The 24294-nt window shown below is 39.1% G+C and carries 25 protein-coding genes and 1 tRNA gene; 11 read left to right on the forward strand and 15 right to left on the reverse strand.

From position 1 onward, the window contains the following. Positions 1 to 28 precede the first annotated feature (28 nt). Complete coding sequence (locus ACTF6W_RS06930; protein ID WP_438993812.1) at positions 29 to 1177, reverse strand: DNA recombination protein RmuC; 1149 nt, start codon at positions 1175 to 1177, stop codon at positions 29 to 31. Positions 1178 to 1262: 85 nt separating this feature from the next. Between ACTF6W_RS06930 and def the strand changes: the two genes are divergently transcribed. The 3 genes from def to truA are packed head-to-tail and all read left to right on the forward strand — an operon-like array spanning position 1263 to position 3432. Then, positions 1263 to 1778 carry a peptide deformylase gene (def, locus tag ACTF6W_RS06935; protein WP_438993813.1) on the forward strand — a complete coding sequence of 172 codons (516 nt, stop codon included), beginning with the start codon at positions 1263 to 1265 and terminating at the stop codon, positions 1776 to 1778. An 11-nt stretch (positions 1779 to 1789) separates the two neighbouring features. Continuing rightward, positions 1790 to 2698, forward strand: coding sequence for a methionyl-tRNA formyltransferase (gene fmt / locus ACTF6W_RS06940; RefSeq protein WP_438993814.1), 909 nt, complete (start codon positions 1790 to 1792; stop codon positions 2696 to 2698). Beyond that, positions 2695 to 3432, forward strand: coding sequence for a tRNA pseudouridine(38-40) synthase TruA (truA, locus tag ACTF6W_RS06945; protein ID WP_438993815.1), 738 nt, complete (start codon positions 2695 to 2697; stop codon positions 3430 to 3432). Before fmt ends, truA begins: the two co-directional genes overlap by 4 nt. Here the strand turns inward: truA and ACTF6W_RS06950 are convergent. Continuing rightward, positions 3413 to 4063 (reverse strand): hypothetical protein, encoded by a 651-nt coding sequence (locus ACTF6W_RS06950; protein ID WP_438993816.1) that lies wholly within the window; start codon positions 4061 to 4063, stop codon positions 3413 to 3415. The two genes, truA and ACTF6W_RS06950, sit on opposite strands and share 20 nt — an antisense overlap. Before the next feature lie 4 nt (positions 4064 to 4067). Next, positions 4068 to 4757, reverse strand: a complete 690-nt coding sequence (locus tag ACTF6W_RS06955) for a pyrimidine 5'-nucleotidase (protein ID WP_438993817.1) — start codon at positions 4755 to 4757, stop codon at positions 4068 to 4070. Positions 4758 to 4872: 115 nt separating this feature from the next. Between ACTF6W_RS06955 and ACTF6W_RS06960 the strand changes: the two genes are divergently transcribed. Both ACTF6W_RS06960 and ACTF6W_RS06965 read left to right on the forward strand, forming a co-directional pair. Then, entirely contained in the window at positions 4873 to 6615 is a 1743-nt protein-coding gene (locus ACTF6W_RS06960; protein WP_438993818.1) for a sensor domain-containing diguanylate cyclase, read from the forward strand. Positions 6616 to 6674: 59 nt separating this feature from the next. Next, the gene (locus tag ACTF6W_RS06965; protein ID WP_438993819.1) at positions 6675 to 7931 is read left to right on the forward strand and encodes a DUF2336 domain-containing protein; all 1257 of its coding nucleotides are present in this window, start codon (positions 6675 to 6677) and stop codon (positions 7929 to 7931) included. A 6-nt stretch (positions 7932 to 7937) separates the two neighbouring features. On the opposite strand, the gene ACTF6W_RS06970 is transcribed toward ACTF6W_RS06965, so the two are convergent. Further along, complete coding sequence (locus ACTF6W_RS06970; RefSeq protein WP_438993820.1) at positions 7938 to 8411, reverse strand: YbhB/YbcL family Raf kinase inhibitor-like protein; 474 nt, start codon at positions 8409 to 8411, stop codon at positions 7938 to 7940. A 126-nt stretch (positions 8412 to 8537) separates the two neighbouring features. Beyond that, positions 8538 to 9551: a 1-aminocyclopropane-1-carboxylate deaminase gene (locus ACTF6W_RS06975; protein WP_438993821.1), complete on the reverse strand. Its 1014-nt coding sequence runs from the start codon at positions 9549 to 9551 to the stop codon at positions 8538 to 8540. A gap of 155 nt (positions 9552 to 9706) precedes the next feature. On the opposite strand from ACTF6W_RS06975, the gene ACTF6W_RS06980 reads away from it, so the two are divergent. Both ACTF6W_RS06980 and ACTF6W_RS06985 read left to right on the forward strand, forming a co-directional pair. Next, on the forward strand, positions 9707 to 10171 hold the full coding sequence (locus ACTF6W_RS06980; RefSeq protein WP_438993822.1) for an Lrp/AsnC family transcriptional regulator: 465 nt from the start codon (positions 9707 to 9709) through the stop codon (positions 10169 to 10171). A 113-nt stretch (positions 10172 to 10284) separates the two neighbouring features. Then, entirely contained in the window at positions 10285 to 11142 is an 858-nt protein-coding gene (locus tag ACTF6W_RS06985; RefSeq protein ID WP_438993823.1) for a hypothetical protein, read from the forward strand. A gap of 57 nt (positions 11143 to 11199) precedes the next feature. On the opposite strand, the gene ACTF6W_RS06990 is transcribed toward ACTF6W_RS06985, so the two are convergent. From ACTF6W_RS06990 to rpmH, 8 genes are all read right to left on the reverse strand, one after another. Next, positions 11200 to 12435 (reverse strand): NRAMP family divalent metal transporter, encoded by a 1236-nt coding sequence (locus tag ACTF6W_RS06990; protein ID WP_438993824.1) that lies wholly within the window; start codon positions 12433 to 12435, stop codon positions 11200 to 11202. A 60-nt stretch (positions 12436 to 12495) separates the two neighbouring features. Continuing rightward, complete coding sequence (locus tag ACTF6W_RS06995) at positions 12496 to 13344, reverse strand: YncE family protein (RefSeq protein ID WP_438993825.1); 849 nt, start codon at positions 13342 to 13344, stop codon at positions 12496 to 12498. 10 nt (positions 13345 to 13354) lie between these two features. Then, positions 13355 to 14257 carry an acetylglutamate kinase gene (argB, locus tag ACTF6W_RS07000; protein WP_438993826.1) on the reverse strand — a complete coding sequence of 301 codons (903 nt, stop codon included), beginning with the start codon at positions 14255 to 14257 and terminating at the stop codon, positions 13355 to 13357. Positions 14258 to 14271: 14 nt separating this feature from the next. Further along, the gene (gene yihA / locus ACTF6W_RS07005) at positions 14272 to 14934 is read right to left on the reverse strand and encodes a ribosome biogenesis GTP-binding protein YihA/YsxC (protein WP_438993836.1); all 663 of its coding nucleotides are present in this window, start codon (positions 14932 to 14934) and stop codon (positions 14272 to 14274) included. 9 nt (positions 14935 to 14943) lie between these two features. Continuing rightward, positions 14944 to 16683, reverse strand: a complete 1740-nt coding sequence (gene yidC, locus ACTF6W_RS07010) for a membrane protein insertase YidC (RefSeq protein WP_438993827.1) — start codon at positions 16681 to 16683, stop codon at positions 14944 to 14946. 1 nt (position 16684) lies between these two features. Continuing rightward, positions 16685 to 17002, reverse strand: a complete 318-nt coding sequence (gene yidD, locus ACTF6W_RS07015) for a membrane protein insertion efficiency factor YidD (RefSeq protein WP_438993828.1) — start codon at positions 17000 to 17002, stop codon at positions 16685 to 16687. Continuing rightward, positions 16999 to 17391, reverse strand: a complete 393-nt coding sequence (gene rnpA, locus ACTF6W_RS07020; protein ID WP_438993829.1) for a ribonuclease P protein component — start codon at positions 17389 to 17391, stop codon at positions 16999 to 17001. Before rnpA ends, yidD begins: the two co-directional genes overlap by 4 nt. An 80-nt stretch (positions 17392 to 17471) precedes the next feature. Then, the gene (gene rpmH, locus ACTF6W_RS07025) at positions 17472 to 17606 is read right to left on the reverse strand and encodes a 50S ribosomal protein L34 (RefSeq protein WP_249035898.1); all 135 of its coding nucleotides are present in this window, start codon (positions 17604 to 17606) and stop codon (positions 17472 to 17474) included. A gap of 303 nt (positions 17607 to 17909) precedes the next feature. Between rpmH and ACTF6W_RS07030 the strand changes: the two genes are divergently transcribed. Genes ACTF6W_RS07030 through ACTF6W_RS07040 form a run of 3 tightly spaced genes read left to right on the forward strand, consistent with a single transcriptional unit; the run spans position 17910 to position 21428 of the window. Further along, positions 17910 to 18608, forward strand: a complete 699-nt coding sequence (locus tag ACTF6W_RS07030; RefSeq protein WP_438993830.1) for a TVP38/TMEM64 family protein — start codon at positions 17910 to 17912, stop codon at positions 18606 to 18608. After that, positions 18605 to 20020, forward strand: coding sequence for a dihydrolipoyl dehydrogenase family protein (locus ACTF6W_RS07035; RefSeq protein ID WP_438993831.1), 1416 nt, complete (start codon positions 18605 to 18607; stop codon positions 20018 to 20020). Before ACTF6W_RS07030 ends, ACTF6W_RS07035 begins: the two co-directional genes overlap by 4 nt. A gap of 4 nt (positions 20021 to 20024) precedes the next feature. Continuing rightward, the gene (locus tag ACTF6W_RS07040) at positions 20025 to 21428 is read left to right on the forward strand and encodes an ATP-binding protein (RefSeq protein WP_438993832.1); all 1404 of its coding nucleotides are present in this window, start codon (positions 20025 to 20027) and stop codon (positions 21426 to 21428) included. Between the two features lie 6 nt (positions 21429 to 21434). On the opposite strand, the gene ACTF6W_RS07045 is transcribed toward ACTF6W_RS07040, so the two are convergent. Both ACTF6W_RS07045 and ggt read right to left on the reverse strand, forming a co-directional pair. Next, positions 21435 to 21827 carry a cupin domain-containing protein gene (locus ACTF6W_RS07045; protein ID WP_438993833.1) on the reverse strand — a complete coding sequence of 131 codons (393 nt, stop codon included), beginning with the start codon at positions 21825 to 21827 and terminating at the stop codon, positions 21435 to 21437. Beyond that, positions 21824 to 24037, reverse strand: coding sequence for a gamma-glutamyltransferase (ggt, locus tag ACTF6W_RS07050; RefSeq protein WP_438993834.1), 2214 nt, complete (start codon positions 24035 to 24037; stop codon positions 21824 to 21826). Before ggt ends, ACTF6W_RS07045 begins: the two co-directional genes overlap by 4 nt. Positions 24038 to 24213: 176 nt before the next feature. On the opposite strand from ggt, the gene ACTF6W_RS07055 reads away from it, so the two are divergent. After that, a tRNA-Arg gene (locus ACTF6W_RS07055) sits at positions 24214 to 24290 on the forward strand. Positions 24291 to 24294 lie beyond the last annotated feature (4 nt).

A 24294-nucleotide genomic window follows, 5' to 3' on the forward strand; every position in this document is an offset into this window, starting at 1 on the left:
ACCATTAAGCCGAAATAATGACGCTAAATTAATCAATCAACAATTTGATCTGTGGTGCTGATTTTGGTTCGATCGAATCTTCGACATCATCTATATCTTCAAGCTGTATTTTTTCAATAATATCAGCTTTTGATTGAATTTTACGGCTTGATGTTTCAATTAAATCGATATCTTTTTCCGCTTGGGAAAAATGATTACGAAGACTGGAAACACGTTTATCCAAACGGTCCATATCATCCGATAACGTTGAAACATGTTTTTGAATGACCCCTGCTTGATCACGAATACGTGCATCTTTTAGCACAGCACGAACCGTATTTAAGGTTGCCATCAAAGTGGTCGGGCTGACAATCCAAACTTTTGCTTTATATGATTTTTCAACAACATCTGTAAAATTACTATGGAGTTCCGCATAAACCGCTTCGCTCGGCAAAAACATAAGTGCAGATTCAGCCGTAACACCCGGTAAAATATATTTTGCTGCGATATCATTCACATGTTTCATCATATCGGTTTTAAAAGCGGCTTTCGCTTGCTTTTTATCATTATCAGTTTCAGCGGCTCCTAATCGATGATAACTTTCAAGCGGAAACTTCGCATCAACAACAATTGACCCTGGTGGATTTGGAAGTTTGATTAAACAGTCCGCTCTGCTTTTATTTTCCAGAGTAGCTTGAAATTCATAAGCATTCGGCGGAAGGATCGAAGATACAAGATCGTTAAGCTGTATTTCACCAAAAGCACCACGCGCTTGTTTGTTTGATAAAATATCCTGCAAACCAACCATCTGTCCTGATAAATCTGTGATGTTTTTTTGTGCCTCATCAATAACAGCTAGACGTTCTTTTAATTTCTCTAGGCTTTCGCCTGTTTTTTCATTGGATTGAACCAAACTATCGCCAACACGTTTACTAACCGCATCAAGTCTTTCATGCATGGTTCGTTTCATTTCTTCTTGTTGTAAAGAATGGCTTTCAGACATGGTTTTAATGCGGGCTTCAAGTCCAGCATTCATTTGCAATACCGATAGAAGGTGCCGCTCAGCATTATCCGCCGCAATCTGCCTCTCTTCACTATCCATACGAGCACGATTATTAATGAAGTAAAGAACCGCACATAATAATAAGGCAATCACGCCCATACCGGCTAATATTACGACATTTTGATCGATGATCACGTTTTCCGTCTCCTTATGGTCTTGACCTTATCGTCAACACATATTACCTACCATTTGTAAGATTAAAAGGATAAGATGAAAAATTATGGCTATTTTACCGATTGTAACAGTTCCGGACCCGCTTCTTAAAAAAGTGTCTGAACCCGTTGAAAAAGTGGATGACAAGGTACGCGCCTTTTTGGATGATATGCTTGAAACCATGTATGCTGCGCCAGGTATCGGACTTGCCGCCGTTCAAGTTGGTAAATTATGGCGCATTTTGGTCATTGATATAGCATCAGACGATGAAGAGCCAAACCCAATGTATTTCATCAATCCAGTTATCACGTGGACTTCAGAAGAATTCAACACCTATAACGAAGGATGTCTTTCAATACCAGAGCAATATGCAGATGTTGAGCGGCCCGCAGAATGTAAAGTCGATTTCATCGATTATAATGGTGATGAAAAGGAAATTCATGCGGACGGTCTTCTAGCGACCTGTATTCAACACGAAATGGACCATTTAAACGGCGTGGTTTTTATTGATTATCTTTCCAAAATCAAACGCGGTATCTATGTCCGAAAAGTCAAGAAGCTCGTAAGAGAAAAAGAAGAGTAAGGGATAACAATATGCGCATTGCTTTTATGGGGACACCTGATTTTTCGGTCAGTGCGCTTAAATCCATTATTAAAGCAGGCCACGAGGTTGTTGCCGTCTATAGCCAACCACCCCGCCCCGCAGGAAGAGGGAAAAAAGAACGTCCCTCGCCTGTGCACGCATATGCACTTGCGCAGAATATCCCCGTTCACACCCCGCTAAATTTTAAAGAAGAAAAAGACCGTGTTGATTTTAACAATTTAAATTTGGATGTGGCCATAGTTGTTGCCTATGGATTGATTCTCCCTCAAGAAATTTTAGACACACCAAAATTTGGCTGTCTTAATATTCATGCATCACTTCTTCCGCGCTGGCGAGGAGCGGCACCAATCCACCGCGCCATTATGGCAGGTGATAGTGAAACTGGTGTAGGTATTATGCAAATGGAAGCAGGACTTGATACGGGGCCAGTTCATCTTGAAAAAAGAATTCCCATTGAACACTCTGATACCACGGGAACCCTTCATAATAAACTTAGTTTGTTAGGTGCGGATGCAATAGTCGAAGTCTTAAAAAATATAGAAACGAGCTCTCCTGCCCCACAATCATTCGAGGGCGTTACTTATGCAAAAAAAATTGATAAATCTGAAGCGCATATTGATTGGCAAAAATCAGCACGTGATTTAAGAAATCATATCCATGGCCTGTCACCTTTCCCAGGTGCTTGGTGCGAAATGAATGGGGAACGAATAAAAATTCATAATGTCGGCATCTCAGAGAATAACGGTAATCCGGGCATTATGATAGGCACTCCACTTACCATCGCATGTGGTGATGGTTCAATAGAAGTAAAACGTGCACAACGTGCAGGAAAAGGCCCGATGGATATAATGGCATTAATGAACGGTTTTGATGTCAAAATCGGGACCAAATTTTCATGAACCGCTTCAAACTAACCATCGAATATAATGGTGCTAATTACCATGGTTGGCAATTGCAAAATAGTGCTCCTAGCATCCAAGAAGAGCTTGAAATGGCTGCATTTAAACTTTGTCAAACGGAATGCCGTTTCTTTGCGGCAGGAAGAACCGACGCGGGCGTTCACGCAAAAGGAATGGTCGCTCACGTTGACATCCCACGCGACATGGAAGCCTTCAAATTCATGGAAGCTATGAATTATCATTTAAAAGATGTTCCAATATCTATTTTACATTCAGAAGAAGTAGATGAAGATTTTCATGCACGTTTTTCCGCAAAGAAAAGATATTACCGTTATCACATTATCAATCGCCGCGCGAAATTAAGCTTACAGCGCGGACTTGCTTGGCAAATCAAAGAACCACTTGATGTTCAGGCAATGCAAGATGCCGCACAAGTGTTAGTCGGCAAACATGATTTTACCACATTTAGAAGTGTTCAATGCCAATCAAAATCGCCTTTAAAGACATTAGAGAGCTTGAATGTCAGCCGAGAAGGTGAAAGTATTTATGTTGATACTTCTGCTATCTCATATCTTCACCATCAAGTACGCTCAATGGTCGGTTGCCTTTATTATGTGGGCAAAGGGAAATGGACTAAAGATGATATGAAAAATGCTTTAAAGGCAGCTGATCGACATGCTCTTGGCTTTAATGCACCACCTGATGGATTATATTTTATGAAGGTTGAGTATTAAAAGCCTGCATCATCATTTCAAAATATTCAGGATCAAATATTTTAAACAATATAACGATTAATGACGCATCAAGAAGTTTAACAAAGATAAGTACCCCAATAGCCAATGCACCACTTATTTGCAAACCGACTTTAAACGTAAACCAATGAATATAAATACTAAAATAAAACCCAATTACGGTTAAAATTATACCAGAAATATTATTACTAAAAAGCCCTGACCCTAAAATCACTGTCATCACGGCCATAATTAAATATACAAGTGCACTCATCCAATTATATGCAACTACCATCGGCGCATAGTGCTGTTCAATTTTCATAAACTTCGTAAAATAAGCCATTACAAATGCTGTAAAGGGTAACGCTAAAAAGAAAAAAACAACATTTGATAAAAAAGGGTACGCCAATGTTTCATCGGGTGATGCGCCATCAACAATACCTTGATACTGGAAAACGGAAACCAGAATTAATCCGGGAACCATAACAGCAATAGCCAAAAAACTTTTCCAAAATCCATCTGATGATAGATCAAAATATTCCATAGAATTCGGATTAAGTTTAACGAGCTTTAAAGCAGCCTTTAACGAGTATTGGATATAAGGAACAATTGTTATTTGATTATCATTGGACATAAAATTATTCCATATTCTTTGTAACATGCGAAAGCCATGACGATAAATCAGGCGCTGTGTGATCAATTCTCGTCTCTTTTACCCCATTATCAGACCAATGAACACCCGTATTTACCCAAACGGTCGCCATACCTAACTCTGCGGCTGGCTTTAAATTCCCTGCTATATCTTCAACCATAATGGAACTATTGGGATCAATATCAAATTTATCAATCATCTTATGATAACTAGCCTCATGTGGCTTTGGTAAAAAATCAGCATCATGAATATCAAAAAAGTCCTGAAAAAAGCCATTTAAACCTATATGACTAAGAACATTCTTTGCATATTCGGTCGACGCATTTGTATAAATATATTTTTCACCTGGAAGTTTATGTAATGCTTCGTTTAAAGCTGTGTCTACCTTAAGGACCGAGAAATCAATATCATGAACAAACTTCAAATAATCATATGGTTCTATGCCTTGCTCCGACATGAGCCCCCTCAAAGTGGTTCCATGTTCCATAAAATATTTCTTTTGCATTACCTTCGCATCAGCATAAGAAACATCAAACATGGATTGAATAAATTCACCCATTTTACGATCGATCTGACTGAATAAATTTGCCCCGTGAGGATAAAGCGTATTATCAAGATCAAAGACCCAGTGGTTTATCTGATTAAGTTTTTTATAATCCACATCATTTTTTTGCATAATTAGTCTACGCCCGCTCATTTCTTAAAGGAATTGTTAATACTCATTCATTAAACTGTTTGCCAAGAGAATTCTAATAGTAACTGCAATTCAACTTAGATCGATTTTGGGCACCATGGATAATAATATCGCACGTTTTATCAATAATTCCAATGCTTCCGAGCAAGGTAAAACCATCGATAAATCCTCTGAAGAATTATCATTCCAAAATAAATTAATCGATAATCTGAATGGCCCGGCGATTTTAACTGACGAATCGCTCAATATAATTCATCAAAATATTTACTCTGAAAATTTGGTTCAAGCATTACAAAATCGTAATCCTATTATTCATGGCATAATCATAAGGTGCATGACAAACGATTGTCCCGAAAATCAAAAATTTTCAATCGAAGATGAAACAGGAACTAGACATTATGATCTATTTGCATTTCCGGTGAATATTTCTAAGAATTCGAAAAAGCCATGTGTCCTTCTATTTGGAAAAGACACAACCGTTGAACAACATTTAACAAAAGCGCTTGTTGAATCGAGAAAAATGTTTAAAGATCTCGTTTCCTGTTCTACTGATTTTGCATGGGAAACCGATAATAAAGGTCGTTTTAATTATGTATCTTCAAACGGCATTCTAGGTTATTCAGCATATGAGTTAAATGAGAAAAAAGCGGCTGACTTAATCGTCGGAGCAGATGGTCTTAACCCTTTCGATACACTTGACGCCATTAATGATGTTGAAATATGGCTTCAACGCAGTGACGGTGAATTCGCTTGCGTACAGGTATCTGCCAACCCAATTATCGACAACAACTCAACTTGGCAAGGTGCACGAGGCGTTTGTCGTGATGTTACCGAGGTGAGGGAAAGAGAAGCATCCTTAAGACGCATTAGAAAAAATGAGCAAGTCTTAAAAAGAATTATTTCAACTATACGTGATGAAATTGATCCAACAAGAATGTTGCATACAACCGCAAAAGCCGCGCTTGACGGATTATCTGCGAAGCACTGTCATATTGCAAGCCTATCAAAAAATTCTGAAGACAAGTTTGAAGCCAAATTAAAGGCAGATGCAGGTGGCATAAATAATGGTGATTTTATTGATAAATTAATTTCAAAAGCTTTAAACATTTGTAACGACAGAAGCAAACCAATGCCGCCCTCTTATGTCGAGGAAGCGATAGACGGTAAACAGACACTAATCGGTTTTACAAAACATCATAATGAAATAAATGGAGCTATCTTCGTAACCGTCCAAGAAGAAAATAAAAAATGGAATAAGGATGAAAAGTCATTATTCATCGGTGTCTCTAGCCACCTTGGCATCGCATTTGAGCAAATTAAAAATTACGAAAAGTTAGAAGAATTATCCAAGACGGATGAATTAACGTCTCTTCTTAATCGCCGTGCTTTCACTGAAATGGCCAATAAACGACTTGTCATTCAAAAACGGCAAAGACAAAACTGCGCCCTTCTTTATATTGATTTGGATAATTTCAAACAAGTTAATGACACCTACGGGCATGCGGTTGGTGATGACGTGCTGGTCACGCTCTCATCAATATTAAAGCGCACCACACGAACAGAAGACCTATGTTGTCGGCTTGGTGGTGATGAATTTGCCGTTTGGCTTGAAAATGTTGATGAAAAAAGTGCAGTACATTTAGCAAATCGCATTCTTGAATGCACTACCGAATTACAGAAGTTAGCCGAAAATGATACAAATCCCGTATCGTTATCAATAGGCATAGCCATAAGCGATGCTAAATCAAATTATGCATTAGAGACATTAATGGAACATGCCGATAATGCCTTATATGATGTAAAGAAAAACGGTAAATCAGGTATCGTGTTAAACCAATAGAAACTTTTATAGTGTAGCTTTCTCTTAGCACAAATAAAATACAGGTTTGAATATCAAATATGATTTTTAATTTATTCAAGAATAAAGAGAAAAGAGCTTCTGAGCTCGCAAGCTATGAAAAAGCCAAAAAAGCATTGGAAGAAAAGAAACCCAATGACAAGATGATTTTGGCTGAACAAGATACAACACCACCTGAAGTCTTATATTATTTAGCCGAAGATAAATCTTCCGATATTAGCTTAAAAGTTGCCGCTAACGCAAATACCCCCATACAAGCCGATAAAATATTGGCAAATGATGAAGACGAAGAAGTTAAACACGAATTAACTCGTAAAATTGCTAGATTGTTTCCCGATATTAATGAAGACGGAAAAGCAGAAATTTGTGAAAAAGCACTTGAAATGATCGAAGTTCTGGCCAACGATCAATTACCTTCTGTAAGAAAAATACTCGCAGAAGAACTAAAATCTTCAAATAGCATCCCTAAACATATTGCTTTGAAATTAGCAACGGATCAGGTTCCGGCCGTTAGTGCAGCAATATTAGAGTATTCCCCCCTATTAAGTGATGCTGACCTAAAAGAAATTATTGCGGCAACAACACTATCTGGTGCATTGGAAGCAATCGCAAAAAGAAATATACTAAGTGGTGATGTCTGCGAGGCCATTGCACAAACGCTGGAAATTCCTGCTGTTACCAATATGCTCGCAAATAAAAATGCGCAGATCCGTGAAGAAACACTCGATTCTATTATTGAAGAAGCACAGAACCAAGATATCACGCAGTGGCACGAGCCACTCGCAAAAAGACCCAATCTTTCAATTCGTGCAATGAAACGCATCGCAACTTTTGTTGCCTCTTCACTCGTTGAAGTCATGATAACAGATAATCATCTAGATCAAGATCAAGGCGAAGAACTGCTGGTTAGAGTAAGAGAACGTATCAGTGATGAAACACCTGATAGCGATGATAAACGCACCCTCGCTGAGCAAGCATCCGATTTATATGAGCGCGGCGTGATTGATGACGAATTTATTCAAAACGCCATTAAAAACAAACAACGTGAACTGGTCATTCAAGCATTAATTTTAATGTCAAAATTGCCCGATCAATCGGTTAGAACAATGATCACTAAGAAAAAGGGTAATCTTGTAGTGGCCCTCGCTTGGAAGGCTGGACTTAGTATGCGCACAGCACTTCAAATGCAAAGCGATCTTGCCCATGTTCCCCCTACGGAATTCATTAACGCCAAAAACGGCGTTGATTACCCCTTCTCAAATCAACAACTTGAATATGATATCGCCTTATTTGAATAAGGCCTATTATCGTCCGTAGAGCAATGTAGATGTCGCCGTTGAAATTGCCTGTGCATTTAATTGAAAACCCATAAGGCCCGGTTGCGCAGCGGGATTAGCATCAAGCTTATTTTCTAATGCATAAACTTTAAAAACATACCTATGCGGGGTGTAGCCTTCAGGGGGACATGGTCCGCCATATCCGGCTTGACCAAATGATGTGATCGATTCAATGGCACCGCTTTTAACAACATCAGCATAATTGTCTGCACTAATGCCCTTAAAAATTGCAGCAGGAATATTCGTGATGACCCAATGCCACCATCCCCCACCTGTTGGCGCATCAGGATCATAAACTGTAATAGAAATATATTTCGCTTTTTCAGGAATATCAGACCAACTGATTTCAGGGATTAAATTCCCACCACTACATCCAAACCCATTAAAGACGTGTTTTTCTTGTAAATATGAATTCTTGCCATCGTTAATTTCTACATTCATGGCATATGCTGCAGAGGAATATATGAATAACAAAACAGTTATGAAACATTTCACTTTAATTCTCCAATTTTATAAATCGATTAAACCAATATATAAAATCAAATTACATAGAACAATAAAATAACCTTACCCGTTTCTAAAAGTATAACCATATCCGTTGATTGCAGGCACACCCCCTAAATGCGCGTAAAGCACTTTCGAACCTTTAGGGAAATAACCTTTCTGAACCAGGTCCATCATGCCTTGCATAGATTTTCCTTCATATACGGGATCAGTCATCATTCCTTCTAATCTTGCGCATGTTCTGATGGCCTCCTTAGTTTCCTCGGAAGGCACACCATAAACCGGATATGCATAATCCTCATGGAGTATCACATCATCTTCGGTGATTTCTTTATCTAATTCGACAAGTTCAGCCGTTTTTTGCGCAATATCAAGCACCTGAGCCTTAGTTTGCTTAGGTGTACATGACGCATCGATGCCGATTACATTTTGCTCTCTACCGTCTTTCGCAAATCCAACCAGCATTCCGGCATGTGTAGAACCAGTGACTGTGCAAACGACAATATAATCGAATTTAAATCCTAGGTCTTCTTCTTGTGTGCGCACCTCTTCAGCAAACCCTACAAAACCAAGACCACCATATTTATGAACAGAAGCCCCTGCAGGAATTGCATAGGGCTTACCACCCTTATCCTTTACATCTTGAAGTGCATTTTCCCAACTTTCACGAATGCCAATATCAAATCCCTTATCAACCAGCTCAACATCAGCGCCCATCACTCTACTGAGCAATATATTACCCACACGGTCATATACGGCATCTTCATGTGGCACCCAACTTTCTTGAACCAAACGGCATTTCATTCCAATTTTCGCGGCCGTTGCTGCGACGAGACGGGTATGGTTTGATTGAACGCCACCAATAGATACTAGAGTATCCGCACCAGAAGCAATTGCGTCCGGAACGATATATTCAAGTTTACGCAATTTATTGCCACCAAAGGCTAAACCGCTATTGCAATCTTCTCTCTTTGCGTAAAGTTCAACAGCTCCGCCCAAATGTTCCGTTAAACTATCAAGTTTTTCAATTGGCGTTGGGCCGAATGTCAGAGGATACCGTTCAAATTTTTCAAGCATGTTAAAATCCATAATGTTAAATATCTGCTTACTATAGCTCACATGCAATGAAAGGTGCTCTCTAAGTTATGTATAATAATTACTATTTATTCAAATATATTGTGATATATTAATAATTATACATTATTTTTTTATAAAATATGGAAGATTTTTTCATGGATCAATTAACAGATAAAATTGATATCAATATATTACGTCACTTACAAAAGGATGGACGCCTTACAAATGCGGAACTTTCAGAAAAGGTCAATATAAGTGCCGCCACATGTCACCGAAGAACACAAAGATTATTCAAAGATGGGTATATTTCATCGGTTCAAGCAAACATTAATCCTGAAAGTGTTGGCCATGGTGCCCTCGTAATGGTCGGCGTTGTGCTTGATCGGTCAACAAAAGAAAGTTTTAGAAACTTTGAAGCGGCGATTGTGAAATTACCATTCGTTCTTGATTGTCATTTAACAGCGGGTGATTTTGATTATTTATTAAAGATCCGTGTCCGTGATTTAAAAGATTTTAGTAAACTTCATGGTGACAAATTATTAGGCTTACCAGGCGTTAGTCAAACCAGAACATTCTTTGTCATGAAAGAAGTAATCGATAACGCAAGACTTAGTTTTTAGAACCGACTTCATGAGCACCTAAGACCCTAATTTCTTTTATGATAAATATCATTGTCCCGTCATAATTCGAGCACTAGGCTTAGTGAATGGCTTTAATATAAGGAGAAGACTGCATGAAACGTCGAGATACTCTAAAATTAATAGGGGCCACTGCAATGGCTGCGGCAACATCAAAAGCATGTCTTTCTCATTCTCAAGAAAACCGATTGATTTTAGACCCAGCCAAAGCAGAAGACCTTCATTATATTCACCGGAAGCTTGCTTTTAGCATCGATGAGAGACTGACATATTGGTATATACGCGCCGTTAGATATGGGTTTAAAGAAGGCGTATTCACACCTTTTTGGAATATGCATGTGGGCATCATCTATAAATTAGAGAACTTAGATAAACATAAATATATGGCTAAAGCCGCCCTTAAAATATTTTATTCGGATCTTGAAACGGGTGAATTGATTGAAACTTTTGATAATCCTTATACCGGCGCAACAAGAGACGTATTACAGCCAAAGCTAGCAAAAGTAAGCCGTAAATTTAATCTTCATGGCGTTGAACAACCCGCATTTGATATTAACAGTGAAAAGAAAACTGGCCCCGTAACCAGAAACGGCAATATAGGGCCAGCATGGATCATTGGCGATGACATATGGGTGAACGGTGATGTCATATACCGTGCAGAAATGCCAAACGACCTTGGGCAATTAATTCAGGTCAACGATTGGTCAACCTATCAAGGATCAATGAAACAAGTCTCTGACCCAAATCTAATGACTGCCGATGCAACACATACATTTAATGACATCAACACTTTTAATCACCCATGGATTGGTATGGAGGGCGTGAACGCATGGTCTATCTCCCGAGGTTTCGGCAGAAAATCCCATTCAGTCGACGGAATGCCCGACACCTGGCGGAAACTTACTGAAAAGACACATCCTGAACTTCTAGACGATAATCTAGATATTTTTTAGCAAAACTAACATTCTCGGGAAAAAAGTTAAACACATGTAATCCGTTATTCAATGAGACTAACCATTAACACCAAATAGGTTTAAAAAATAATAAATTCCGATCACAAAAAGTACACCTGCCGAAATGAAGTTCCATATACGTAAATATGGCCGCGGTTTGGCTTCGTCAGGAATATCATCGTTCATGATTGCCCTGTAATTATAGATCGCAATAAATGGTGCCGTGGCAAATGCCGTGCTGGTTGCAAAATTAATAAACGTTGAAAAGGAAGAACCGAAAAAATAAACAATCGATATAACACCTATGGCTTGTAATATTAGAAACCCGAGAAACGCTTTTTTATTTGTTTCTGAAAATCCGAATAACTGCCTCATAACACGAGGGGCGCCATCAAATAATGTCAACATTGTTGAGAACATAACCACAATAGCGGCACCACCTACAATAGGTATTGCCCAACTTCCATAGCTTTCGGAAAATAGGCTCATCAAAATTGCCGCAAATGAAACCGCAGAATCCGTTTCAGCGTTTATATTATTTAGATAAAGTAAAACCGCGCCCAATAAAACAAAAGCAAACGCAATAATAAGGGTCAGGGCGTAACCAAAGTTAAAATCAAATAAAATCATTTTTAACGTAAGTTGGTCTTTTAATTTTTGACGCCTTTTCGCGGACCACGCCGACAAGAAAAATGATGCACTTGGTGGTGTCGGCATCCAACCGGCCATCGCAATTAAAAAGACAATAAATGCAGGTGACCAATTAAGATCCGGCATAATATTAGTACTTTCTCTAATGGCAGTCGGCACGGCCATCCCTAAGGCCGCAATCGACATTAAAGTAAATAATATCACCATGCATATGACGAGCTTTTCAAAAAAACTATACCCAAAGGCAGCAAGCAGAAAAAAAGCACCAAGAATTAAGACTGTTATGACCAACAGTGTGGATACATCTATACCAAAAACATTTTTAACAATCCCCGCCGTCACCAATGAAACAGCCGCTGTTGCTATAAACATGTCTATTACGACAGATAAAATTAATATAAAAACGGCGAAGTGCCCATCTTTACGATACGCATCAAGCAAGGTTTTTCCTGATACAGCGGAATAAGTAGATGCAAATCGAAATAAAGGATATTTAAGCGCCGTTATTAAAAAAATAAGCAATAACAGCGAAAGACCATATCCCGCGCCTGCTCTCGTTGATTGCACCAAATGAGATACACCAACGGCATTGGCAGCGAAAATTACACCGGGCCCAAATTTAAGAAACAACCCTCTAGTCACGTTTAATCCTAGCTAGAATACTACTAAAACTAATAACTCTATTTTTAAAAATGCTAATGATTAATTGACTTTCCATGCGGTGATAGAAGCGTTCCCCATATTGGCAACATATAAATGACCGCCAAAATAATAGGCATCATTTTGAGAAATTTTTTCCGGCTTTGAATCAAGTAATTGATCTGTTTCAGTCATAGACTTGATGTGATAAATTTCACGCGTGAAAGAAGTAATGATATATGAACCATCCTCCAAAATACCAATGCCGTCCCCGCTAATAATACCATTTCCAACAACATCAATGTTTTTTGTTTCAATATCTATTGAAAGCAATTCACCAGTTCTCATGCGCGTCACTAACAATTTACCATCTTGCGGAAGAAGTACGTTAGGTGCCTTAACATCTTCACCGCTCAGGAAAACTTCAACGCCATTTTCTTCTGTATAAACCAAAAGAGTATCTTTCCCAGTATCAGAAATAAATACTTTATCACCTACAATATTCACATCATTAAGAAATCCTGCATCTTGAAAAGCAACGCGTTTAATAATCTTTTTTGAATTGATATCTACCATGACAAGTTCATCTATATCGGCGATATAAAGTGTGTTGCCCTTAACAGTAAAGCCTTTGGGCCCGTTAAGTCCCGTAATCCAGTCTTTTTCAATAATCTCACCTGTAAGAGAAACACGTGAAATATATCCGTTACCGTCTTTAGCTCTGCTATCACCATTGACATTTGATACATATATCTCACTGTGGTCAGAACTTGGGTGAAGACTTTCAGGACGGTCAAAACCTTCCAGTTTCCATTTCATTTCTAATGACTTTGATTGCGCAAATGAGATTGAATGTCCCATCATTAAAGAAAGAAGAAATACTATCATACTTAATATAGATAATTTTCGCATTAGATTTCCTTTATTTTTGGATGAGAGTCCCCGCCCCATGTTCTGTGAATAGCTCAAGTAGTAACGCATGCTCAACCCGTCCGTCAATAATAACAGATGCGCCTACATTATCATGAATGGCTTTAATGCATGTTTCTATTTTAGGGATCATGCCGCCAATGATTGTTCCATCTTCGATCATCTCATTCGCTTTCTGTTCATCCATTTCAGCGATAAGATTTTTTTCTTTATCCAACACACCTGCAATATCCGTTAGAAGCAACAAACGTTCCGCATTTAATGCCCCTGCAATCGCACCCGCCATCGTATCCGCATTGATATTATATGTATCACCATCTTCACCAAGACCAATGGGGGCAATAACCGGAATAATATCGCTCTCTTCGAACATACGCAGAAAATCAGCATTGACATTTTTTGGATGACCAACAAAACCAAGATCTAAAAATTGTTCAATTTGTGAATCTGGGTCTTTCTTTGTGCGCCTCAATGGCTCCGCAATAACCAAATTGCTGTCTTTTCCTGAAAGTCCGACCCCTTTACCGCCAACTTTGTTGATCGCCCCAACGATTGATTTATTGATGCTGCCTGACAGAACCATTTCAACGACTTCTATCGTTGCTTTATCCGTCACTCTTAAACCATCAATAAATGAGCTTTCGATTTTAAGACGTTCTAACATTTTCCCGATTTGTGGGCCGCCACCATGAACAACTATGGGGTTCATCCCTACCTGTTTCATTAAAACGATATCACGGGCAAAATTATCAGCAAGGTCCTGATCGCCCATAGCGTGACCGCCATATTTTATGACAAATGTCTTACCTGCATGGCGACGCATATAGGGTAACGCTTCGGTTAAAGTTCCTGCTTTTCTAAGCAACGCATCCTTATCTACAGCACCAGAATTCATAATTATTCCTTTGATTAAGCCAAATCGGCAATAACACCGCGTAATTCATCAAGACCATATCCTTTAACAGAACTTGTGATCAAGACTTTTGGATGAGCGGCGACGTTTTTTGCAATTGCTTTCTGCGTATTAGTGATAAGCTTTTCTTGTTCCGATATTTTAACTTTATCACATTTTGTCAAAACCACCTGATAGGATACGGCCGTTTCATCCAGCATTGACATAAGTTCTTTATCACTTTCTTTAAGGCCATGACGCCCATCAACAAGCACAAATACGCGTCGTAAATTTGGACGTCCACGTAAATATTCACGCATCAACTTTACCCAATCTTTAACAAGTGATTTTGATACCTTCGCATATCCATAACCTGGTAAATCCACAATATAAAGGCCAAGTTTCTTTCTCTCTCCAAGAAAAAAGAAATTTAATTGTTGGGTTCTGCCCGGTGTATTTGACGTACGAGCGAGATTATTACGTCCCGTAAGCGCATTCATAAGACTTGATTTTCCAACATTAGACCGTCCAGCAAAGGCAATCTCAGTCGCATTTGGTTCCGGTAATTGACTAAGTGCTGCGGCGCCTAATAAAAACTCACATTTATCACGAAAAAGCAGGCGCCCTTTTTCAAGGAATGCCACCTGCGCTTCTTCTGATATTTCTTCGTCTAACACAATGGTTCCTGACTATTTATTATCCAATGCAGCAACCCGGCGCATGATGAACCATTGCTGACAAATGGTAAGAATATTATTCCATGTCCAATAGATCACCAACCCAACAGAGAACCCAGCCAAAATGAAGGTAAAGATAATCGGCATAAATGCGAATACTTTTTGCTGAATTGGATCAGTCATTGGTGGGTTAAGTTTTTGTTGAAAATACATCGTTAAACCCATAAAGACCGGCAGAATACCAATCGCGATAAAGCTTGGTGGATCCCATGGAATAAGCCCGAATAAGTTTGTAACTAACAATGGGTCCGGCGCGCTAAGATCTTTAATCCAACCAAAGAATGGTGCGTGACGCATATCAATTGTCACATAGAGTACTTTATAAAGGGAAAAGAAAATCGGTATCTGGATAAAAATCGGCAAACAGCTTGCAAGCGGATTTACTTTCTCTTCTTGATACATTTTCATGGTTTCTTGTTGCATACGTGCACGGTCATCACCGTACTTTTCTTTAAGCTTCGCCATTTTAGGTTGAAGCTTTTTCATACGTGCCATGCTTTCATATTGTTTATTAGCCATCGGGAATAATAGCCCCTTAACAACCATAGTAAGAAGAATAATGGCAATTCCGAAATTACCAACGATGCCATAGAAGAAATGAAGGCCGAAATAAATAGGTTTCGTAATGAAATAGAACCAACCCCAATCAATGGCATAATCAAACATTTTGATACCACCGTCTTCGGTATATTTTTCTAATAAATCAACTTCTTTAGCGCCAGCAAAAAATTGTGACGTTCTCTCTGCTGTGGCGCCTGCGGGAATAGAAATTCCATTTGTGGCAAAATTCACGTGAAATTGTTCACCGCCATTTTGCTCAGTACGTGATACGTTGCTTACAAAATCCTGGGATTGATCAGGAATGACTGCAACCATCCAGTCTTTATCGGTAATACCGACCCAGCCGCCGCCAGATACTTCTTCTTTTTCATATGTATCATCTTCCAGATCTTCATAACCGATTTCTTCTTTGCCGTCTTCACCAACACGAATTGGACCTTCATGAAGAATAAATAAAGGTTGTTCACTGCTACGCCCTTCGCGGTAGACGCGACCATATGTCGCCATAGCAACTGTCGAAGATGAATTGTTTTGAACAGATTGTTTAATCGTAAACATATAATCCTGATCTAAAGACACATCACGTGTGAATATTAAACCTTCTCCATTGTCCCATGTAAAATTTATAGTATCGTCAGATGAAAGAGCCGTTTTATTAGCCGTCCAAACTGAATTTACATCAGGTCTTTTACCATCACCGATCCAGCCGAAATCAGCGAAATATGCATTAAATGAATCAGATGGGTTTAAAAGAGTAATTTCAGGTGAGTTTGGATCTACTTCTTCACGGTAATCAATAAGCGTTAAATCATCAAATCTAAGACCTTTAAGATTTATCGTTCCTTTAACGCGACCACCAGAAATCAAAATATTCTGACGTTCACCGATAACTTCATTGCGGTTGGTTGCTATTTCTTTTACGACTGGCGCGGCCATTCCCGGAATGCCTCCGGCCTCAACTGCCCCTGCTGACATTTCTGGGACGCCTGCTTGTTCCGCCGTTACCGCTTGTTCAGATGCAGCTTGCTCTGCTTCTTCGCGCATTGGTGCACCATAAAAATACTCCCACCCAAAAAGGATGACCATAGTCAACACAATTGCCAAAATAAAGTTACGATTTTCTTCCATCATACTATCTCAATTTTTCGCCGTTCGTTGCGGCATTACAATTACAATTTTCTGATCCCTTGTTCCTTTTATCAGGAACTGGATCATACCCGCTGCCGCCCCATGGGTGACATCTTAATATCCTCTTTATCCCCAACCAACTTCCCATAAATGGCCCATGTTTTTCTATTGCCTCCATCGTATAGGATGAACAAGTTGGCAGATATCGACATTTTGGCCCCAGAAGAGGTGAAAAGACATACTTATAGACAGTGATCAATGCTTTCAAGATATAAGAGACAATCAAGTCGAAAAACCTAAAAAGAGAAGTAAATATGGTCATCTATTCGCCTTTTTATCTTTTGAAGTCCCGTGCAATCTTTTTATCGCCCATTTTAAATCGCGAATCAATTGATCAAATGAACATGACAATATTTCCTGCCTTGCAATTAATACATAGGCATGTTTTTGCGAACCGCAACCTATAAGAACTTTTTTTGCAACTTCACGCAAACGCCTTTTAGCCCTGCTGCGTGCGACAGCATTGCCAACTTTTTTACTCGCCGTATATCCAACTTGAATGATATCGCCATCATCACAAAGACTATCCGATATTTGTATAACCATTGCAGGTGTGACCCATTTTTTTCGCGTTGATGCGACACGAAGAAAATCTGACCTCTTCTTCAATGTATCTAATTTTATGCCTTTATTTACAACAACTTCGCTCATTCAAATTGTTCCACAAAAAAACCGGTCTCTTCTTTCAAAGGACCGGTTTCAAATTCGTGTTTTCGTCGTCAATCAGACTTCTATGCTGATAAACGCTTACGTCCTTTCGCACGACGGGCAGCAAGAACACGTCTTCCACCAACTGTCGCAGAGCGCGAACGGAAACCATGACGGCGTTTACGAACCAGAACACTTGGTTGATATGTACGTTTCACTGGACTTCTCCAACTGCCTTTAAGGCGCTAAATTAATTTCTCTGTCAGGCTCACTCTCTGACCAATGATTATGAAACCGAGTGTATAATGGGTATAGTAATATAAGTCAATGCCTCTAACGCGATTAATATAATAAAAAAAAATAAAAAAACTATTATAAAACATAGCCTTTCATGACCATTCATATTCACTTTACGATCACGCTCTCGTGAATGGATTTTATTTCTAAACAAGCGTATAGATGATTATTGTATTTTCAGTTAAGTTTAAAATCAAATATTATGACACCGGATTATATATAGTATGAATGTAAAAAAATATCTTCCCATCGCTTTGCTTGTTAGCGGATTGCTTCTTGCGATATATTTTGATGTCCATAAATTATTATCATTTGAAGTCATTGGCGAAAATTATTCATTGATTAAAAATTATATTGATGAACAATTTCTATTAAGCATCATCATTTTTGCTGCTGGTTATGCCCTGATTGTTGCCTTTTCAATACCTGGTGCTTCAGTTCTATCACTCATGTATGGGGCGTTGCTTGGAACAGTTGTTTCGGGCTTTGTGGTCGTAATTTCCGCGACTATTGGCGCCAGCATGATCTTTCTAGCGGCGCGCTATGCTTTTGCAGATACTTTAAAAGAACGTGCCGGCCCTTGGTTATCTAAAATGCAAGACGGATTTAATAAAAACGCAGTCAGTTATCTGTTGTTTTTAAGGTTAGTACCAGCATTTCCTTTTTTTGTCGTAAATATCGTTCCTGCTTTTATGGGCGTAACGCTTCGAACTTATGTTATTACAACGTTTTTTGGTATTATGCCTGGAACCTTTGTATTTGCGAGTATCGGAAATGGCATTGGTTACGTTTTAGAACAAGGAAAAACGCCAGACTTATCGATTTTAAGTTCACCGGAAATTCTTCTACCACTAGCGGCTCTTGGCTTGCTTTCATTAATTCCGATTGCCTATAAAAAGATAAAAGCAGGAAAAGCCGCATGAGTAATACAATTAAAGCAGACATATGTGTAATTGGTGCCGGAAGTGGCGGATTAAGTGTTGCTGCGGGTGCTGCGCAACTAGGGAAAAATGTTGTTTTGCTCGAAGGTGGTAAAATGGGTGGTGACTGCCTAAATTATGGATGTGTTCCATCAAAAGCACTTATCGCAGCGGGCAATGCAGCTCAAAAATTTAGATCACCAGAAAAATTTGGTGTTACTCCTCAAAACCCAGACATTAATTATGAAAAAGTTCACGACCATATTCACAGCGTAATCGCTGAGATTGAGCCACACGATTCAGTTGAACGGTTTGAAGGGCTCGGTGTAAATGTTATTCAAAGGTATGGTGAGTTCGAAGATCCAAATACAGTGAGAGCTGGAGACACTCTCATTAAAGCAAAACGTTTTATTATTGCGACAGGATCATCACCGAGTGTTCCACCGCTACCCAATATAGATAAAGTGCCTTATCTAACAAATGAAAGTATTTTCGATTTAAAAGAAACACCTAAGCATTTAATTGTTATCGGTGGCGGACCTATTGGTCTTGAACTCGCTCAATCATATAAAAGACTCGGCAGTGCAGTAACCGTTATCGCACTTGGCTTTCTTGAAAATGAAGACCCAGAATTAAAAGACATACTTCTAAAATCTTTAAAAAAAGAAGGCATAAACTTTAAAGAAAATGCGGCCATAAAAGATATTTTACAAAATGAAAAAGGTATCAATATAAACCTTGAAACTGAAGTTGTAACAGGCAGCCATTTATTAATTGCAACTGGCCGTAAGCCCAACATTGAAAAGTTAAGTCTTGAAAAAGCGAACGTTGAATTTTCTAAGCATGGAATTAAAGTTGGTGAGAATTTAAGAACGTCCAATAAATCTATTTATGCTATCGGTGATGTCACAGGATGGGCCGGTTTCACCCATAAAGCAGGATATGATGCAGGCATTATCATTAGACGAATTGTTTTTGGCATGTTTTGGGCAAAGGCAAATTATAAAGCTTTACCCCATGCAACCTACACATCACCTTCACTAGCAGGTGTTGGTTTAAGTGAAAAAGAGGCCCGCGCAAAACACGGTGATCAAATCACCGTATTAAGATGGGATTTTGCAGAAAACGACCGCGCCAAAGCTATGGGCATTAAGGATGGCCTAATTAAAGTAATTACGTCTAAAAAAGGACTTATTCTTGGGGTTTCTATTGTTGGCGAGAATGCAGATGAATTGCTTGCAACTTGGACACTCGCTATAAATGAAGGATTAAAAATAGGATCAATGGCAAACGTTATTAGTCCTTATCCAACATTAGGTGAAGTGAGCAAGCGAGCCGCATCAAGTTATTACACTGAATCATTATTTAGTGATAGAACTAAGAAAATTGTTAAGTGGCTATCATTTATGGGATAATTAAATGGCGGGGATATTAAAAAAAATATCGATTAAGGAAAGTCTCTCCGCAAGACTTCTTCTCTTTACGATTTGTTTTGTGCTTATTGCAGAAGTCTTGATTTATGTTCCATCTATTGCGAATTTTAGAGAGAACTGGATTGAGCAAAAAATAGCGGAAGCGAATATTGCTATTCTAGTTTTGGAAGCGGCACCTGATTATATCGTAAGCCGAATGCTTACTGATGAGCTTCTAATATCGACCGAAAATTATTCTATAATGCGCCGCTTTGATGATGGAATGGATCCTCAAGTATTAAGAGCTATGGAACCGTACAATGTTTCAGCAAGATTTGATATTCGCAACGTACCTTGGACAGAATCCGTGAGAGATGCATTTGAAACATTAATTTTCATGAATAGAGAAAATTATTTAATGGAAGTTACCGGTAACGCATCTGGTGAATATGGAGGTGAAATTGTCGTTGTCTTTGATGAAATTCTTCTTTGTCACGATATGCTAATTTATTCACGCAATATCGTACTGTTAACAATTGTCATATCCTTGTTTACTGCAATGCTGGTATATTACAGTCTTTCTAACCTTCTCGTTCGTCCCGTTCAAAAAATTACTGATAACATGATTGCCTTTAGACATGCACCCGAAGACTTAACCAAAAAATTTATCCCAGAAGACAGAGAAGATGAAATTGGCTTAGTGATGCAGGAACTAGCAAGAATGCAGGACGATGTTAGGAAAGCTTTAAACCAAAAAGACCATCTCGCTAAACTGGGGGGCGCCATTAGCAATATTAATCACGATCTACGAAATATGCTTTCAAGTGCTCAGCTCGTTTCTGATCATTTAAGTACTATTGATGATCCCGTAGTTCAGCAACTCGCGCCTAGGTTTGTTAAAGCAATCGACCGCGCCATAAGACTTTGTGAAAACACACTCCAATATGGCGGCAGTGAGGTTGAAGAACTTAATGTAAAAACATTTAATCTACATAATTTGGTTGATGATGTGACCACTTCTCTCGGTTTATATGAAAATGAAAATATTAAACTACAAAATAACATAGCGACAGAGGAGAAAATTAAAGCGGATAATGATCAGCTTTTCAGAGTATTGATGAATATTTGTCGCAATGCCGTTCAAGCCATCGGCGAGACAGGAAATATTACTATAAATGGCATAGTTGAAAATAGCCAAATAACCGTCGACATTTCTGATGATGCACTTGGCATCCCTGAAAAAATTAAAGAGAACCTTTTCCAGCCTTTTAAAACCGGTAGTAGAGGTGGAACGGGCCTAGGTCTCGCCATATCAAAAGAAATTATTACCGCTCATGGTGGGACATTAGACCTGCTTAAAAGTGATGCTTCAGGAACGACCTTTAGAATTATACTGCCGCTTAATAATTAAAAGAAATTATCGAGGATCAATTTCATTAGAATGATCAGTTGGGTGCGGTGTCGCCGTCAAAACAGTAACACCCTTTGGTGCCTTAAAACGGTGCCATAAACCCTTTGGCACCACCGTTAACGTTCCAGCCTTCATATTCAATATTTCCGGTCCATCATTTGTCATGATTGTTAATTCAGTCTCACCTTTTAATATATATACCAATTCATCACCCATTGTATGACGTTCCCATGGACTTTCTCCAACAAAACTTCCTGTAAAAATACCACCCGTATCAAAAGCCCCAAGTGTGGCAAAAACTCCTTCCATTTCTTCTTCAGATGTTTGCGGTGTTCTTCCTTTTAGAACTTTTAATTTATTAAGTTCCTCTTCAATCTTTGCTACTCTTATTCCATTCATTGGGCTATATACCCTTCACGGCGGTGATCTGCGCCTCCCTCAAGTATACGACGACCATTATCATCATAAATCAATTTTATTCCATGAAGGCCACTCATCAATGTGACCGCCTCTACTTCGTGACCTAATGCTTTTAATGGCTCAATCAGTTTTTCGGCATCCGTTTCTTTCTCCACAAGTGCAGGACCATTTCGGCTAATAATATGGGGAGCGTTAATCGCTGATTGCATATCCATATTCCAATCAAGAACATTAATCATAGTCTGCGTTACATAATTTATAATGCTCGAGCCTCCAGGCGACCCGATAATAAGTGCCGGTCTATTCTTCTCATCAAAAACGATACTTGGTGTCTGAGAACTCATCGGTCGCTTACCACCCTCAACACGGTTAGCAACCATTTTTCCATCAGCATCTCGCGGGATTAGTGAGAAATCAGTGAGTTCATTATTTAACATAAACCCTTCAACCATAAGACGGCTTCCGAACATACTTTCCACGGTCGCCGTCATGGAAACGACATGCCCCCATTGGTCCGTGATACTAAAATGGGTTGTTGAGGGTATTTCAAGAACTTTACCTTCGCCGTAATTTAACGTCATTTCCATTGGCGGGGTTCCATAAGGTGCCTTCCCCATTGAAAAACCCGGTTTAATCAATCCTGCACGTTCTTTAAGATAATCAGAATTGATCATACCATTCACTGGGACATCAATAAAATCTGTATCTCCCGTATATTGATTACGGTCAGCATAAGCGAGGCTTTCTGCCTCAAGAATAATATTATAAGCTTCCGCCGAATGCGGCACCATTTGGTCAATATTAAATCCCTCAAGCAAACCTAATGTCGCTATCATCGTATGCCCTCCTGATGAAGGCGGCGGGATTGAACATACTTTATAGGTTCTGTAATTCCCGCAAATTACGTCTCTCCCTTTAGCGTGATAATTCTCAAGATCACTCAGCTCCATTAAACCGGGATTATTGGGTGCATTTTTAATCGCATCAACAATTTTTTCTGCAATATCACCCTTATAAAAGGCGGATATGCCCTCAGTGGCAATTCGTTTTAATACGGCCGCTTGTTTTGGGTTTTTCAGCAAATGTCCCGCTTTCCAAGGATCTCCATTTTCATCATAAAAATAATCACGAGACGCCGGTACCAACATTAATTTTTCATCTATTGTGATATAACGTTCCAAACGCGGCGAGACAATGAACCCTTCTTCCGCAAGCCTTATGGCTGGCTCAAGCACTTCTGACCATGAGAGAACCCCATGCTTATCATGAGCCATCTTTAAAGCTGCGAGTGCGCCCGGAACCCCTACTGATAATCCACCGTAAACCGCATCAAGTTTAACATAACCATCAACATCAGTGACGGATTTGAAGTGATCGGGCGTTGCGGCCATTGGCGCCGCTTCACGGCCATCATAAAAATTAAGCTGCTCACTTAATGACGCTTCCGGATCAAAATGTAATAGGAATGCGCCACCACCAATACCCGATGATTGCGGCTCAACCAGACTAAGTGTCGTTTCAACGGCGATCGCAGCATCAACCGCACTTCCACCCCGCTTTAATATTTCAAGGCCCGCCTTCGCGGCATATGGGTTTGCCGCAACCACCATCTGATTTTCAAAATTAGCATTCCCATTTTCTAAATTTTGCAGTGAAGACAGATTTAAATCACTAGGTGTGACGGGTATGATATTTTCGGCTTTTTCAAGTAATCTCGTTATCAATTGTTTTTCTAGAGTGGCATGGCTATTATTTTCAAACTTATACTCTAATAATCGCAATCTACTCGCTATGTCATTAATACGTGATTTTTCAATTTCTACCCCACGCCAGAAACTGGCTTTATCCGCAGCAGACGCATCGAAATAATCATTTAATGCTTTACTCACAGCTGCTTCTCGTTGCGGTAAAAGAAATTCTATGTCACGGAGCTCTTTTTTGACTTCTTCTAATGATATAACAACATCGTCAAAAGATGGTTTAGAGGGACTCGCGATATTAGTGACGTTATCATTAATCGCCTCCTTAGCATCATTAGGATTAGTTTCTTCAAGTTCCTGCCACAAATTATCCGCATGTAATTCTGGCCATTCATCCGAATTATTACTTGAGCATGATATGATCGAAACCATAGATATTAGTACGCTAAATAACTTTAAACCTTTGTTAAATAAACTTTTTTTAGACATAATATCTTCCGTGGATTTTAAATTGAAAATCATTTAACGCTTACATTAGATCATGACAAATTTAAGAACAAGCATCACATTCGAAGATTTTTCAAAAAAAAGTGACAATAATGTTAAATGAAGCTTGCATTCACTGTCTGTTATGAGTAGTTTGCCATTCACATTTTGAATAAGAAGCGCTTGTAGCTCAGCTGGATAGAGTACTTGACTACGAATCAAGGGGTCGGGAGTTCGAATCTTCCCAAGCGCGCCATTCA

The organism is Pseudemcibacter sp. (assembly GCF_965661635.1).
GTDB lineage: Bacteria > Pseudomonadota > Alphaproteobacteria > Sphingomonadales > Emcibacteraceae > Pseudemcibacter.

Excerpts from the sequence above, each read along its gene's own strand:
- def (WP_438993813.1), top strand. The coding sequence starts at position 1,263 with ATGGCTATTTTACCGATTGTAACAGTTCCGGACCCGCTTCTTAAAAAA.
- fmt (WP_438993814.1), top strand. The coding sequence starts at position 1,790 with ATGCGCATTGCTTTTATGGGGACACCTGATTTTTCGGTCAGTGCGCTT.
- truA (WP_438993815.1), top strand. The coding sequence starts at position 2,695 with ATGAACCGCTTCAAACTAACCATCGAATATAATGGTGCTAATTACCAT.
- ACTF6W_RS06950 (WP_438993816.1), bottom strand. The coding sequence starts at position 4,063 with ATGTCCAATGATAATCAAATAACAATTGTTCCTTATATCCAATACTCG.
- ACTF6W_RS06955 (WP_438993817.1), bottom strand. The coding sequence starts at position 4,757 with ATGCAAAAAAATGATGTGGATTATAAAAAACTTAATCAGATAAACCAC.
- ACTF6W_RS06960 (WP_438993818.1), top strand. The coding sequence starts at position 4,873 with ATGGATAATAATATCGCACGTTTTATCAATAATTCCAATGCTTCCGAG.
- ACTF6W_RS06965 (WP_438993819.1), top strand. The coding sequence starts at position 6,675 with ATGATTTTTAATTTATTCAAGAATAAAGAGAAAAGAGCTTCTGAGCTC.
- ACTF6W_RS06970 (WP_438993820.1), bottom strand. The coding sequence starts at position 8,411 with ATGAATGTAGAAATTAACGATGGCAAGAATTCATATTTACAAGAAAAA.
- ACTF6W_RS06975 (WP_438993821.1), bottom strand. The coding sequence starts at position 9,551 with ATGCTTGAAAAATTTGAACGGTATCCTCTGACATTCGGCCCAACGCCA.
- ACTF6W_RS06980 (WP_438993822.1), top strand. The coding sequence starts at position 9,707 with ATGGATCAATTAACAGATAAAATTGATATCAATATATTACGTCACTTA.
- ACTF6W_RS06985 (WP_438993823.1), top strand. The coding sequence starts at position 10,285 with ATGAAACGTCGAGATACTCTAAAATTAATAGGGGCCACTGCAATGGCT.
- ACTF6W_RS06995 (WP_438993825.1), bottom strand. The coding sequence starts at position 13,344 with ATGCGAAAATTATCTATATTAAGTATGATAGTATTTCTTCTTTCTTTA.
- argB (WP_438993826.1), bottom strand. The coding sequence starts at position 14,257 with ATGAATTCTGGTGCTGTAGATAAGGATGCGTTGCTTAGAAAAGCAGGA.
- yidC (WP_438993827.1), bottom strand. The coding sequence starts at position 16,683 with ATGATGGAAGAAAATCGTAACTTTATTTTGGCAATTGTGTTGACTATG.
- yidD (WP_438993828.1), bottom strand. The coding sequence starts at position 17,002 with ATGACCATATTTACTTCTCTTTTTAGGTTTTTCGACTTGATTGTCTCT.
- rnpA (WP_438993829.1), bottom strand. The coding sequence starts at position 17,391 with ATGAGCGAAGTTGTTGTAAATAAAGGCATAAAATTAGATACATTGAAG.
- ACTF6W_RS07030 (WP_438993830.1), top strand. The coding sequence starts at position 17,910 with ATGAATGTAAAAAAATATCTTCCCATCGCTTTGCTTGTTAGCGGATTG.
- ACTF6W_RS07035 (WP_438993831.1), top strand. The coding sequence starts at position 18,605 with ATGAGTAATACAATTAAAGCAGACATATGTGTAATTGGTGCCGGAAGT.
- ACTF6W_RS07040 (WP_438993832.1), top strand. The coding sequence starts at position 20,025 with ATGGCGGGGATATTAAAAAAAATATCGATTAAGGAAAGTCTCTCCGCA.
- ACTF6W_RS07045 (WP_438993833.1), bottom strand. The coding sequence starts at position 21,827 with ATGAATGGAATAAGAGTAGCAAAGATTGAAGAGGAACTTAATAAATTA.
- ggt (WP_438993834.1), bottom strand. The coding sequence starts at position 24,037 with ATGTCTAAAAAAAGTTTATTTAACAAAGGTTTAAAGTTATTTAGCGTA.